The sequence below is a fragment of the Williamsia sp. 1135 genome, assembly GCF_002095395.1.
Lineage (GTDB): Bacteria > Actinomycetota > Actinomycetes > Mycobacteriales > Mycobacteriaceae > Williamsia.
Genome location: NZ_MJEI01000104.1, coordinates 104290 through 117530, shown reverse-complemented (window position 1 = coordinate 117530; position 13241 = coordinate 104290). Strand labels below are relative to the sequence as shown.

Sequence of the window (13241 nt, the reverse complement as noted above, 5' to 3'; positions counted from 1 at the left end):
GCTCCGCTGCGTCAACCACCCTGCACCGCCGTGAGGATCTCGATGCGTTCACACGGGCCGAGCTCCGAATCCCACGTCGACTGCGGGCGCACCGTCTCGTCGACAGCGATCGCGATACCGGTGTCGGGAAGGTCGAGCTGCCCCAGCAGCGACCGCACCGTCGCGCCCTCTGAAATCACGGTGAGTTCGCCGTTCACCATCACGTTCATGACCGTCTTCTCCCTGCATCGATCGACGAATTGTCAATGGCCCTGCCCGCCAGCACCTCTGTGATCAGTTCCGCGGTGACAGCGCTCATCAGGATGCCGTTGCGGCCGTGCCCGGTGGCCACCACGGTGCGATCATCGAGACGACCTATCAGCGGCATCCCGTCCGGTGTGGCCGGGCGCAGACCGGCCTCCGCCGAAAGCAACCGGTACTCCCGCAGAGGCGGCATGAGTTCGATGGCGTCGCTCAGCAGATCCGCGACCCCGCCCGCGCCGGGCAACCGATCGTCGCCGCCGTCGTACTGCGTGGCCCCCACCACGACTCCATCGTGGCGCGGCACGACGTAGACGGCTCGTCCGTTGATGCGCCCGCGAACAACATGTTTGGGTGGCGGCAGCGCTCCCACCGACCAGCCCAACCGCAAGATCTCGCCCTTGGACGGATAAACACCCAGGTCCGGCCACAACGTCGCAGAGCCCACGCCCGCGGCCAGCAAGACCTGGTCTCCCGGAACGTCGGCGAGGTCGGCAACGTGTGACCGGACGGTCCGCACACCTGCTGCCGAAGCCCGATCCGAGAGCACCTGCAGTAGCCGTCGATTGTCCACCGCGAGCTCGCCGGAGGCACAGAAGCCGCTACGGATCCGGGCGGAGACCGTGGGCTCCAGCGCACGAATGTCTTTGCCGGTCAATGGCTCCACCGGATGACCGCGGCCACGGAGCCAGTCGGCCACCATCGTGAGCTCACCCACATCGGCGCTGTCCACGCCGACCATCAGGCTCGACGAGGCGGCCACGATGCGGTCGTCGCCGAACCGCTCGAGAAATGCGGGCCACCGGGACATCGCCTGCTCGGCGAACGCGAGATAGGCGTCTTCTCCGGTGCGACTCTCCCCTGCGATACCCAGCATGCCCGCCGCGACACGCGACGCCGCGGAAGTTTCATCGGGTTCGTAAACCGTTACTTGCCAACCATTCTCGGCAGCGTAAAGTGCGCAGGACAAACCGATGACGGCTCCGCCGACGATCCCGAGGGTTTTCATCCCACCTCCTTCCTTCGCCGGCATTACCCGGATCAGGTGTAACGGTCTCGTGGACGGTTCGCGTCCCGATCTCAGCCCGACGTCTCCCTCGAGCACCCGTGTGTGTACTGGCTTCGAGGGTACGCCGGTACATTTTGACCTCGTGACTCCCATCGCCCGTTCCACCCGCAGCGCCCGCTTGGCCGAAGCCCGGCTCTACCTCTGCACCGACGCTCGCCGAGAACGCGGGGATCTGATTGCGTTCGCCGATCAAGCCCTCGCCGGTGGCGTCGACATCATCCAGCTCCGGGACAAGGGCTCGGCGGGCGAACGCGAGTTCGGGCCACTCGAGGCCGCGCAGGAGATCGACCTGCTCGGAGCGCTTGCGGAGGTCGCTTCGCGGCACGGCGCCCTGCTGTCGGTCAACGACCGTGCCGACATCGCCGCGCTCACCGGCGCCGATGTGCTGCATCTGGGTCAGGACGATCTACCGGTGGACCTCGCCCGCACGATCGTCGGTGACGACATCCTCGTCGGACTCTCCACCCATGCGACCTCCGAGGCCACCGCCGCCGCAACAGCGCCGGGGGTCGACTATTTCTGCACCGGACCGTGCTGGCCGACACCGACCAAACCCGGCCGGCCCGCACCGGGACTCGACCTCGTCCGCGACACCGCGGCGCTTGTCACCGAGCGGCCGTGGTTCGCGATCGGTGGCGTCGACGAGGCCCGGCTCCCCGACGTCGTGGCGGCAGGCGCGAGCAGGATCGTGGTGGTCAGGGCCATAACTGCGGCCGAAAATCCACGCGCGGCGGCAGAGCGACTGCGGCGGAAGCTGCTTGCGTCACCGAAATCCTGAGGTCTATGGTGGAGCGATCATGAAGCGAATTCTCGTAGTACGCACCCGTAGCGGGGTCTGATCCGACCGGCCCCCCGCTGCGGGCCGTCGTGCGATCTGCTGGTCATCCTCATCTCATCGGAAGACCGCTCTCATGAATACCGTGACCTCACCTGATACCTGTTTCGATTCCTGTGCCTCGCACTTTCGCACCCCGCTTCCGCCCGCGCTTCGCGCCGAGGCCACCGGCATGAGTTGGTCCATCTTCACCGAGACCTATGCTCCGGCCACCGGCCCGATCCGGCTGGGCGCCTGGACCGCATCGCCGACGCGCCACGATCTGCTCGAGTGCCAGGCCACCATCGCCTCCGGCAACACGATCGCCTCGCTGACGGCGACCGCGACAGGCTCGATCGCCGCGTTGTCGGACATGCTCTACCGGCTGGGTTCGGGCGTCGAGATCATCAGCTTGCACCAGTACCCGCACGCGGGCGGGATCGCGACATTCCTGCTCTGTGAGCGCGATGAACGACGTAGTTGGTCGATGGGCAACGGTCCCACCGGCGAAGAGTCCGCGCTCGGCGCGCTGATCGCGGCCGCAAACCGGCTGGTTCTGCGCTGATGCACCCTGAGATCGGCCCCGTGGACGGGAGCCGAGGGCATAGTAGTGCCCTCGGCCACCCCATGAGGGGACGATCTCAGGGCGTATCCGACAAGCTGCTGAGCTGAGTGCGCAGTTCCGGCCAGCTTGGCGGCGGGCGCAGGATGCAGTTTCAGCTCATCCACTACGAAAGTTGTCGCTATAGCCTGGTTAAGTCCACGATCCGTCGCGCGGGCTCTTTCCGGGTTGTCGACTCTGCAGGCACGACGACGTGGTCCCTGTCCCTTATGTCAATCGCGAGACGGGAACTACGCCGCTCCCGCCCTGATCCGACCCCAGGTCTCCAGAAGGCTCCTCATCTTGAGTTCGACGCTATGTGGGTGCGGCCTCTTCCAAGACGACCTGATAGAACCACTTGACGATGTCGGATATCAGGTGCGCCCGGCCCGGTGAGTTGGTGAAAAAGGTAGTCACTCATCTTCTGATGTGCGCCTTGGTTGTCGGCGACCGCTCCGGTGACGGCGTCGTCGAAGTCGGGAGACTCGGTGAACTGCTTGGGGGTATTGACCCGCGCTTGTTGGATGAGGGAATCATCGTCGAGCAGCGTTCGCAGCAGCGATTCGATGAACGACACTTTCTGCCCCTCGGTGAAGTCCTCCGATCCGAACAGGTCGTTTAGCCGGTCGAGGACAACCTGAAAGGCGACCATCGTCGGGTCTCGCGACTCACCGGACCCGGCCGCGGTGATGCCTTTGAGTCCCACTCGCGTACCGAAGCCGATGTCGGCCCGGCCGCGATCGATCTGCTTCACCTGTTGGAGCACCACACCAGACAGGTCGATCGGCGCGGTGTAGTTGTCTGGCCGGATGACGGCCTCGAGTGCGCGCAGGTAGATCTGCTTCTTCTCCAGCTCGGGATCCCCGTAGTCGATGATCTGCGACATGAAGTCGTAGAGCCGCACAAACGATCCGACGTCTTTGCGGAACATGTCCAGCTCGGCGAGCGCTGCCTTGTCGCCCTCGCCGCCGTTGTGGATGAGCGCCGCCTGGTACCGCTCGGCGAAGCGCTTCTTGCCGGGGTCGACAGCGGCGTACAACGCGTTGTTGCCCTGGCCTTTCACGAAGCCGTCTGCGCACTGGTCGATCTCGGCCTGGGTATAGATCGCGGCCGTGTCGAGCTTCGCTGCGAGGTCGTGGACCAGGTTCGGGTCGGTCTCGGTTTCGAGGAATGCGTCGGTGAAATATGGTTCGAACGATTCCTGAATCGCGGCGGGGTCGTTGACGAAGTCGACAACCTGCGTCATCGCCGCGGTCTTCGGCGTACCCGAAGGGGTGCGATAGGTGCGATTGAGACGCGAGAGCGTCTGCACTGCAGTCACTCCCGACAGTCTGCGGTCGACGTACATGGCGCACAACAGCGGCTGATCGAAGCCCGTCTGGAACTTGTTGGCCACAATCATGACCTTGTACTGATCACCGGTGAACGCGGTGCGCAGATCGCGTACGCCCGGGTTCATCGTGGCCTCGGTGAAGTCCTCGGGACCAGATTCGGGATCCTGCACGACCCCGGAGAATGCCGCCAGAGTGCCGTAGCCATAACACTTGCTCGCGATGAAGGCGTCGATCGCCAGCTTGTACCGGACGGCCGCCTTGCGGGAGTCGGCGACGACCATCGCTTTCGCGTGACCGTCGAGCAGGCTGCTGACGTTCGCGTGAAAATGTTCGACGATGATCGCGGCCTTCTGCGCGATGGTCTGCGGGTTGAGCTTCACCCACTTCATCACCGCTTTGGTGGCCTCGGACTGGTCGACCTCGTCGCCGGTGATGGCAGCGTTCTGGCCGATCTGGAACGCCAGTGTGAAGGAGTGATAGCCGGTGAGGACGTCAAGGATGTACCCCTCGTCGATCGCCTGCTTCATCGTGTAGACGTGAAACGGGGCGGGCGCCTCATCGGGGCTGGGCCTACGGCCGAACAGCTCGAGGGTCTTGCCCTTCGGTGTGGCGGTGAACGCAAAGTAGGAGATGTTTGCCGATGCCGCCCGTTCCGTGGCCTCGGCCGCTAGGACGGATTCGACGGAGAGGTCGCCACCCTCTTCGATGTCGCGCAGCTCGTCGGCGGTGAGGACGGCCTTGAGTTTGGCGGCGACCTGACCGGACTGCGACGAGTGCGCCTCATCGGCGATGACCGCGAATGTCTTGCCTTTGAGGCCCTTGTTCTTCCGGATCTCGTTCATCGCGTAGGGGAACGTCTGGATGGTGACGACGATGATCAGTTTGCCGTCGGTGAGCGCCTCGGCCAACAGCCCCGACTTCGATCCACCCGACTTGCCGGCCGCGTCCCGGTCAATCGCGACGACGATGCCCTGATCGTTGTCGATCTGCTTGATCGCGTCCTGCAGTTGGGCGTCAAGAACGTTGCGGTCGGTGACAACAATGACCGAGTCGAAGACCTTCTTGTTCTCGACCTGCAACCGGGCCATACGATGCGCGGTCCACGCGATGGAGTCAGTCTTGCCGGAACCTGCCGAGTGCTGGATGAGGTAGCGGTGACCGACGCCCTCGGTCGTCACGGCCATCGTGAGTTCGGTGACCGCCTCCCACTGGTGGAAGCGAGGAAACCGCAGCGTCGAGGACTTGGTGGTCTTGCCGCTAATGGGGTCGGTGCTGGATTCATGCTTGATGTACATCAGCCGGCCGAGGATGGTGAGCCATGCCTCGCGCTGCAGCACCCGCTCCCACAGGTACGACGATCGTGAGCCGTTGGGGTTCACCGGGTTGCCGGCGCCGCCGTCCTCGGCACCCCTGTTGAATGGCAGGAAGTGTGTCTTCTCGCCAGCGAGGCGGGTGGTCATCCACACCTCGTCGTTGGACACCGCGAAGTGCACCAGCGCGCGGGCCCCGGAGACGAACAGCGGCTGAACCTTTCCCGTCTGCGGGTCCTTCGGCAGCCGCGAGGTCCGGTACTGGGCGATCGCGTCAGCGATAGTCTGGGTGAAGTCGGTCTTGAGTTCGGCGGTCGCGACCGGCAGCCCGTTGACGAAGAACACCAGATCGACCGACCGCGTGTCGGCGGTGGAGAAGTAGACCTGCCGCATTACTCGCAGCCGCACGGCCGCGTAGTCGGAGTTGCGCTTCTCGTTCAGGTCTCCGGCCGGAATACGCACATCGCGAACTTCGCCGAGAGGTGAGAGAAGCCCTTACGCAGCAGATTCAAAGTGCCGCCGCTGTTCTCCAACGGGGTGTCAAGGACCTTCACGATTCGATCGAGCAACTGATCCTGCTGTTTGGCAACGTCTTTCGAGCCGGGCTTTATCACCTTTTCGAGCTGCTCGGGCTGGGTCTCGGTCAGCCAGTCCAGAACGTCGTCGCGGAACAGGGCGCGTTCCTTGTCGTAGCCGGCGGCATTGGGCGAGTACTCCCAACCATGGGCGCGGAGGTACTCGGCAATCTCTTTCTCGAACTCCACCTCATTGTGTTGGGCCATGTGCGTCCGTTCTGCAGGAGGTCACGTCGCGGCGACGTGCTAAAGTTGTAAGCGCAGGCCGCAGAAATGCCGCCCGCATGGCCCTCAGCCCCGCCTAGAGCGGGGCTGTTGTGCATCATGGCCAACCTCCCGGTTCATGTAGTTTCCCCGAGTTCTGAAGCTTTGACCACAACCTGTCCATCACCCGCTGCGCGCGGTGATCGTGTTCTACGACCGTCTCGTGTCTTCGGTACGTGAACGCCAGCATGTCCGCCGCCTGCAGCATCCGCGAATGATGGCTCGGGGCAAAATGGACGGTATCCAGGAGTGAGGGAAGCGTGGTGTGGCGGTACACGCCAGGTGTGCCGTCAGTTTGGTAAGTGGCGAACCGTTCGCGATGGCGCTCCCGATCGCCACGCTCGTCGGCGATGACGAGCGCGTAGGTCGCGCGCGCCCGCGCAACGGTATCCACGCGCTGCAAGATGTGCTGAAAACACACCTGTTCCGGTGGAAACCGCTCTGGGTAGCCTCGGCGATTCTGCCGATCCGCCAAGCGCTGTCTGCTGACGTGCCGTAGAAGCAGCGTGACATCGGACTCGACGATTGCGTCGATCACCTTCTCGTGGAGATTCGCGCGAGCGCGCTGACCAACTGCTGCCCATGCCTCTTTGCCGTGAAACATCGGGTGAGCGTGAAACTCGGTGGTCGACGCGACGCCATAGTCGCGACTTGCCTGCATCATGAGCGCGTTGAGCCGGTCGGTGAGTTGCTTTGTCGCGTTCTCATCGGCGAGCACTGCACCGAAGCAGTGAAAATCGCCCTGGTCGGACTCATCGACGAACGCGAGCAGCATCAGGCCGACTCGCGCACATCGATCTGACCGGTGACCGCGGCGGCAATCAGGGCCGATCGCCGTTCACGAGACAGTTCGATGAACTTCTCCGTCTCGGCAATCAGCGAGTCGATCTTGGCGGTTTGGTCATCCAACAGGGCCACGACGCGCCGTTGCTCCTGGAGCGGCGGAATGTGTACCAGGACGTCGCGGACGTCGCGTTGCGAAATCTTTTGCATAGAGGGGCTCGATCCCTTCGCCATTCCAGCAATAGCCCATCGCGCACGGGAGCTGGCCAATGAATACGCGACGTACTGCGGATCCACATCCCTGCCCACGGTGATTCCGTAAGTGAGGTCACTAAGGAGCAACCGTGGGTAGTTCCCTTGCACGACTGCAGCACATCCCACCAGTTCCCTGGTGTTAGCGCGTGACATCACGATCTCGCCGCGGTGAACAGCGTCTTTGGCGATCGGGGCAGAACCGTCGGGGAGCCGCTTATTTTGCGACGGCCGAAAACGGCCCGTGTTTGAGCATCCGACCTTCAGCACAGCCCAATCGATCACACCGTCACCAGGCCAGGCCTCGCAGTTCGGACTCGTGCCCTGTCGTATTCGTGTCACGACCCTGCCGAACGTGACTAGGGCCCCCTTTTCGGTTGCCGCAGTGATGGTCGCAGCCCGCCGTTCGCGAAGAAGTTCGATGAGCCGCTTCTGCTCCTCGATGAGTGTGTCGATCCGGGCCGTCTCCCGGTCGAGGAAGTCGGCAATGGCCCGCTGCTTATCGACCCCCGTAGTCGGTAGCAGGATGCGCATCAAGGCCGACTGAGTTAGTTTGTCCCGCGTCGAGCCGATGACGTACATGCTGTAGTCGACATCGTTGAGCGCATATGCCAGCCAGCGAGCATCGACACGCTTTCGTGGTTTCAGGACATGGATGTGATTGTTAGGCCATATCGGCTCCGCCACACGGAAGGCGACCGGACGGTCCCGGTCGAAAAACGGAGCTCCGTCTTCACCGACCAGTACAACTTCTTCCGACACTAGTGGCGTGTCGACGTGCCCTTGTATCGAGTTGGCTCCCCAATAAGGCACGTCTCCGGGCCGGTAGTGGCGTTCCTCAGCGTTCAACGGAACTCGAAGATGGTCCCAGCAATCAGCGAGCCGCCGCAGCGGCGTCGAGTTGTGCAGCCCGGTGGTCATCCCTCCACCTCGTGCAACAACTCCATGATCTTTGCGACCTGCTTTTCCAGATCGGCATCGATCTCGGCTAGTGGCCGGGGCGGCAAATATTTGTAGAAGTGTCGGGTGAAGGGAATCTCGTAGCCGACCTTGGTCTTCTTCTCGTCGATCCAGGCGTCGGGGACGTGCGGGAGTACCTCGGTCTCGAAGTAGCTCTTGATTGTTGCGGTCTTGGCCATCGCGCCGTCGGTGTTGCCGTCGTAGGTGAACGGGATGTTCTCGGTGTCACGCTTCTTTGGGTCGGGTTTCGGCTTGCCGGAGCGATCCGTCGAGACCTTCCCGGTCTCGGTGAGCAGCGGGCGCTCGACGGTGATGGTCCAGTAAGCGAAATCGTTGGCGGTGAACACTTTTGAGAAGTCGGGATCGGCCTCGTCGAACTTGTCGTAGAGGGCCAGGATCCGGTCACGGGCGTCGGCGTCGATTTCCCGGCTCTTCGCGCCGAGGCTTTTGCGCATCTTGGTCCAGAACGTCGTCGCGTCGATCAGCTGAACTTTGCCTTTGCGTTCGGCGCGCTTCGTGTTGTCGAGAAGCCAGATGTACGTGGCGATGCCGGTGTTGAAGAACATGTTGCTCGGCAGCGCGACGATCGCTTCGACCAGGTCGGACTCGAGCAGCCACTGACGGATCTGTGATGGTCCGGATTCGGCGGCGCCGTTGAACAGCGGCGAACCGTTGAGGACGATCCCCGCGCGACCGCCACCGTCGTGTGCGGGTCGCATCTTACTGGCGAGGTGAGAGAGGAACAGCATCTGACCGTCGCCGATCGACGGCAGCCCATGCGAGAAGCGCGAATTTTGTCCGAGCGCTTCTTTCTTCACTGTCTCCTGCGAGGCTTTCCAGTCCACGCCGTAGGGCGGGTTGGACATACAGAAGTCGAAGGTGCGGTCGAAAAACAGGTCGTCGGCGAGGGTGTCGCCGAGTTTGATGTTGCCGACGTCCTGGCCCTTGGCGATCATGTCGGACTTGCAGATGGCGTACGACTGGTCGTTGATCTCTTGGCCGTAGAGGCGCAGGCGCGCGTCCGGGTTGCGTTCGATGAGCCATTCTTCGGCCACCGACAGCATGCCGCCGGTTCCTGCGGTGGGGTCATAGATGGTGCGGACGGTTCCGGGTTCCAGCAACGCCTTGTTGTCCTCGGCGAACAGCAGGTCGACCATTAGCCTGATGGCGTCGCGCGGTGTGTAGTGCTCACCGGCCTCCTCGTTGGAGGCCTCAGCGAACTTGAAGATCAGATGCTCGAACAGGTCGCCCATCTCGGCGTTGCTCACGGCATCGGGGTGCAGATCGACACCGGCGAACTGCGAGGTCACGAGATACAGGCGGTTCTTCTCGTCGAGGGTCGCGAGCTCGTTCTCGAACTTGAACCGCTCGAACACGTCTATGTTTGCCGAGAAGCCGGTGATGTAGTCCATCAGGTTGGCCCGCAGGCCCTCGGGGTCCTCCATCAGGTTTGCGAACGTGAACGGGCTCGTGTTGTAGAACGACAGCCCGGTCTTGCGCTTCACCTGCACGTCCAGCGCGCCGTCAGAGAATTTGCCGGCCAAGGCGGCGACCTCGTCGCGGGTCGGCTCGAGGATGCAGTCGAGTCGTCGCAGGATCGTGAAGGGAAGGATCACGCTTCCGTACTGATGGGGTTTATACACCCCGCGCAGTTGGTCAGCGATGCCCTACACAAAGTTGCCCAACTTGCTCAAACTCGATCTCCTTCGGTTTTTTCCAGAGGTGACGCTCTCAGATAGCTACTGAATGCTCAGTGCGGCGCGGTTGGCTGAGCCGGTTGCCCTCGTGGACGACGACCATTGATGGCTACGGTGTCATCTCGGCATGGTCAGTGACATTACCGGCTCGATCGTTTGAAATGTCGATGTCGGATTGCAGCTTGGGTTACAGGATTTCGATGCCAAGTCAAAGAGCAGTCGACCACGGCTGGAATAGCAGCGAAATGGTGCGGTATCCCTCAGGTGACGTCAGGCGCCGGCCAGCCCCAGGAGTTGCGTGCGCAGCTCGGGCCAGCTCGCCGCGAACGCCGGGTGCAGCGAGAGCCCGTCCACTTCCTCCGGCGTCACCCAGCGCAGCTCGACCGACTCCATGTTGGCCGTCGTCGCCAGCGGCGCCGCCACCTCGGCGATGACCGTCGTATAGGTCCAACCGCTGGGCGCGCGGTGAGTCACCAGTTCTGCATGCACGGTGATCTCGGCGTCCGCGATGCCGGCCTCCTCGTCGGCTTCCCGGGTGGCGGTGTCGACGGCACTCTCGTGGGAGTCGCGCGCCCCTCCGGGCAGCGCCCAGGTGCCGCCCTGATGGCTCCAGACCGCACGGTGCTGTAACAGAATGAGCGCTGCGCTCGTTTCACTAGATGTGAAGAGGAGCAAGCCGGCAGCGCCGTGTCGGCCCCAATACCGCGATCCATCCGCGTCGAAAACCCATCCGTCGCCGTCGCCACGCACGCGGCACCTCCTCGCCAGGCCAACCGTTCTCGATCCTCACGCTACTTGGACCGACGTGGTGACACGGTGCCGCACTGTCACTGGTGTATCTGCATTCGCAGTAATGTCGGTTTCAGCAACAAAACATCCTCTCAGGTAAGACCCTGAGCAACCGGCGAACTCCGGGAAGAAGGGATCGTGTGACCGGCGGCAACGCAACCTCTTTGCGTACCCGGCTCATGCGTGCCGACAGGGCCGAGGGGTACCGCTTGCGGCGAGCCGGTGCCGATCGGCCGGCTCCACTGACGCGGCGCGAACTGATGGTCCTGACCCGCGAACGCGCCCAGAACCCCTTCACGAACATGCGGCAGCTGGCGTGGACCAGCCCCGGCAAACTGTTCCTGCTCGCGATCGTGTTGGTGATCTCGTGCGTGACGGTCGGCTGGTACGCATCGGACACGCTCGACGATCGCACCAGCACCCTCGAAGGGATGATCGTCGAGACCGAACCTCTCGCGGAGGCCTCGCAGGTTCTCTACAGCTCGCTGTCCATCGCCGACGCCGCAGCCAACACCGCGTTCATATCCGGCGGGCTGGAGCCCGCTGAGCTGCGGCAACGCTACAACGACGCGATCGCAACGTCCGGGCAGGCGCTCGTCCAATCGGTCAGCGGCGCGTCGATCGACAACGCCAGGATCCGCGAGGACCTCACCATCCTCGCGTCACAGATCCCGGTCTACACCGGACTCATCGAATCTGCTCGCATCAACAACCGCCTCGGCAACCCCGTCGGCTCCGCCTATCTCGGTGAGGCGTCGAACATGATGCAGTCGACGATCCTGCCCGCGGCCGAACGGCTGTACACCGAGCGGGCCGACGCCATCGGTGACGCGCGGACCAACTTCACGAGTCCACCCTGGGGTGTCTACATCGCCCTCGTCCTGGTGCTCGCCGTCATGATCGGCACGCACGTCTACGTCGCCCGCCGCAGTCGCCGCCGGTTCAACGTCGGACTGCTCAGCGGCGTCGGGTTCTTGGTCATCGGATTGCTGTGGCTACTGGTCGGCGGTCTGCTCTCGGTGAACGCCACCAGCAATGCCGAGAATCGAGGGGCCGCGCCCCTGCGCGAGCTGACCTCCGCACGCATCCTGATCCAGCAGGCCCGATCCGACGAGACACTGTCGCTGGTGCGTCGCGGCGATCAGGAATCCCTGGAAGCGGGTTACGCCGACGCCACCGCACAGATCGGCGCACTCCTCGACGACTACCGCGACGACGAACGCCGAGATGTCGCCGAGGATTCGGTGGATGACGCTGCCGCGGCGCTCGCCATGTGGCGTGACGCTCACGCAGCAATGCTCGAGCGCACCAACGCCGGCGATTTCAACGGAGCGACCGCCATCGCCGTCGGCGACAATCCGGACGGTGCGGCAGCGGCCTACACCCGGCTCGACACGGCTTTGGTCGAGGGCATCACCAACACGCGGGAGACGTTCCGTGATGACATCAACACCGCCCGCGTCGTGATCGGGTACGCCGGGCTGGGCATCATGCTGTTGGGTATCGCGGCGGCGGTCGCGGCGCTGGCCGGGCTGTTCCCGCGAATCAGGGAGTACCGATGAGTATTCGGATGCGCGCTCGTGCCATCGCACTGGCCGCTGCGATCGCGCTGACCGCCACCTCCCTCGCCGGTTGCGTCCACGCCGCCGCACCGGACAGCCTCCCGCCCTCGGCCACCGCGAACTGGCCGGCGCCTGCCGGGGTCAACAGCGACGTCCCGGTGGAGCCGACCCCGGCCACCGACGAATGCGATGCGACGGCGTCCCTGACTCCCGGTCCCCTGCCCCCGGTCGGGCAGATGCCCGCGGGCAGCACGATGGAGACCATCCAACAGCGGGGCTGGGTCAAGGTCGGCCTCGACATCGGTTCGAACCTGCTCTCGTTCCGCGACCCCATCAGCGGCAGCATCGAAGGTTTCGACGTCGACATCGCGAAGGAACTGGCCCGGGCCATCTTCGGTGACCCAGAACGCGTCGAGTTCAAGATCCTCAACTCAGGTGACCGGATCAACGCTCTCAAGGACGAGTCCGTGGACGTGGTGGTCAAGACCATGAGCGTCACCTGCGAGCGACTCAAGGACATCGCTTTCTCGACGGTCTACTACGACGCTTCACAACGAATCCTGACGATGCGCAGCTCCAACATCAACGGGGTCGCCGACCTGGCCGGCAAGCGGGTCTGCGCCGCACGCGGCACCACGTCCATCTCCCGCATCCAGCAACGGGTGCCGGATGCGATCGTCGACACGGTCTCGTCATGGGCCGATTGCCTTGTCATGCTCCAGCAGGGGCAGGTCGACGCGGTCTCCACCGACGACGCCATCCTCGCCGGGATGGCCGCGCAGGATCCCTACGTCCACGTCGTGGGGCAGAGCCTCGGCGAGGAGCCGTACGGGATCGGGATCAACAAGGACAACGAGGACCTGGTGCGTTTCACGAACGGTGTACTGCAGAAGATGCGGCAGGACGGCACCTGGTTCGACATCTACGACCGCTGGCTGTCCATCCTCGGGCCGAAATACTATCCGCCGCAACCGGAATACCGGGACTGAGG

General features: G+C 63.7%; 10 protein-coding genes, 1 pseudogene and 1 riboswitch. Of the genes and pseudogenes, 4 read left to right on the top strand and 7 right to left on the bottom strand.

Annotated elements, in window-relative coordinates:
- Nucleotides 1-11: 11 nt before the first annotated feature.
- Nucleotides 12-209, bottom strand: a complete 198-nt coding sequence (thiS, locus tag BFL43_RS22790; protein WP_084895040.1) for a sulfur carrier protein ThiS — start codon at nucleotides 207-209, stop codon at nucleotides 12-14.
- Nucleotides 206-1249 carry a glycine oxidase ThiO gene (gene thiO, locus BFL43_RS22785; RefSeq protein WP_084895038.1) on the bottom strand — a complete coding sequence of 348 codons (1044 nt, stop codon included), beginning with the start codon at nucleotides 1247-1249 and terminating at the stop codon, nucleotides 206-208. Before thiO ends, thiS begins: the two co-directional genes overlap by 4 nt.
- Nucleotides 1240-1359, bottom strand: a riboswitch (TPP riboswitch). Its footprint overlaps the gene before it by 10 nt.
- Nucleotides 1360-1400: 41 nt before the next feature.
- On the opposite strand from thiO, the gene thiE reads away from it, so the two are divergent.
- Nucleotides 1401-2087, top strand: coding sequence for a thiamine phosphate synthase (thiE, locus tag BFL43_RS22780; RefSeq protein WP_084895252.1), 687 nt, complete (start codon nucleotides 1401-1403; stop codon nucleotides 2085-2087).
- 229 nt (nucleotides 2088-2316) lie between these two features.
- Nucleotides 2317-2688 carry a hypothetical protein gene (locus BFL43_RS22775; protein WP_084895250.1) on the top strand — a complete coding sequence of 124 codons (372 nt, stop codon included), beginning with the start codon at nucleotides 2317-2319 and terminating at the stop codon, nucleotides 2686-2688.
- Nucleotides 2689-3039: 351 nt separating this feature from the next.
- Here BFL43_RS22775 and BFL43_RS22770 read toward each other — a convergent pair.
- The 5 genes and pseudogenes from BFL43_RS22770 to BFL43_RS22750 form a co-directional block, all read right to left on the bottom strand.
- Nucleotides 3040-6150, bottom strand: a pseudogene (locus tag BFL43_RS22770) (type I restriction endonuclease).
- Nucleotides 6151-6265: 115 nt separating this feature from the next.
- Nucleotides 6266-6982 (bottom strand): DUF3800 domain-containing protein, encoded by a 717-nt coding sequence (locus tag BFL43_RS22765; protein WP_084895036.1) that lies wholly within the window; start codon nucleotides 6980-6982, stop codon nucleotides 6266-6268.
- Entirely contained in the window at nucleotides 6982-8163 is a 1182-nt protein-coding gene (locus BFL43_RS22760) for a restriction endonuclease subunit S (RefSeq protein WP_084895034.1), read from the bottom strand. The genes BFL43_RS22765 and BFL43_RS22760 overlap by 1 nt, the downstream gene beginning before the upstream one ends.
- Complete coding sequence (locus tag BFL43_RS22755) at nucleotides 8160-9866, bottom strand: class I SAM-dependent DNA methyltransferase (RefSeq protein WP_206186739.1); 1707 nt, start codon at nucleotides 9864-9866, stop codon at nucleotides 8160-8162. Before BFL43_RS22755 ends, BFL43_RS22760 begins: the two co-directional genes overlap by 4 nt.
- 303 nt (nucleotides 9867-10169) lie before the next feature.
- The gene (locus BFL43_RS22750; protein ID WP_084895032.1) at nucleotides 10170-10649 is read right to left on the bottom strand and encodes an NUDIX hydrolase; all 480 of its coding nucleotides are present in this window, start codon (nucleotides 10647-10649) and stop codon (nucleotides 10170-10172) included.
- Nucleotides 10650-10828: 179 nt separating this feature from the next.
- Between BFL43_RS22750 and BFL43_RS22745 the strand changes: the two genes are divergently transcribed.
- Both BFL43_RS22745 and BFL43_RS22740 read left to right on the top strand, forming a co-directional pair.
- Nucleotides 10829-12250, top strand: a complete 1422-nt coding sequence (locus BFL43_RS22745) for a hypothetical protein (protein ID WP_240498430.1) — start codon at nucleotides 10829-10831, stop codon at nucleotides 12248-12250.
- A complete protein-coding gene (locus BFL43_RS22740; RefSeq protein WP_084895030.1) occupies nucleotides 12247-13239 on the top strand; it encodes a glutamate ABC transporter substrate-binding protein in 993 nt (330 codons plus the stop codon). Before BFL43_RS22745 ends, BFL43_RS22740 begins: the two co-directional genes overlap by 4 nt.
- Nucleotides 13240-13241: the final 2 nt, after the last annotated feature.

Bases quoted from the DNA above. Each gene is read 5' to 3' on its own strand.
- thiS (WP_084895040.1), bottom strand. From the start codon at position 209: ATGAACGTGATGGTGAACGGCGAACTCACCGTGATTTCAGAGGGCGCG.
- thiO (WP_084895038.1), bottom strand. From the start codon at position 1,249: ATGAAAACCCTCGGGATCGTCGGCGGAGCCGTCATCGGTTTGTCCTGC.
- BFL43_RS22775 (WP_084895250.1), top strand. From the start codon at position 2,317: ATGAGTTGGTCCATCTTCACCGAGACCTATGCTCCGGCCACCGGCCCG.
- BFL43_RS22765 (WP_084895036.1), bottom strand. From the start codon at position 6,982: ATGCTGCTCGCGTTCGTCGATGAGTCCGACCAGGGCGATTTTCACTGC.
- BFL43_RS22760 (WP_084895034.1), bottom strand. From the start codon at position 8,163: ATGACCACCGGGCTGCACAACTCGACGCCGCTGCGGCGGCTCGCTGAT.
- BFL43_RS22740 (WP_084895030.1), top strand. From the start codon at position 12,247: ATGAGTATTCGGATGCGCGCTCGTGCCATCGCACTGGCCGCTGCGATC.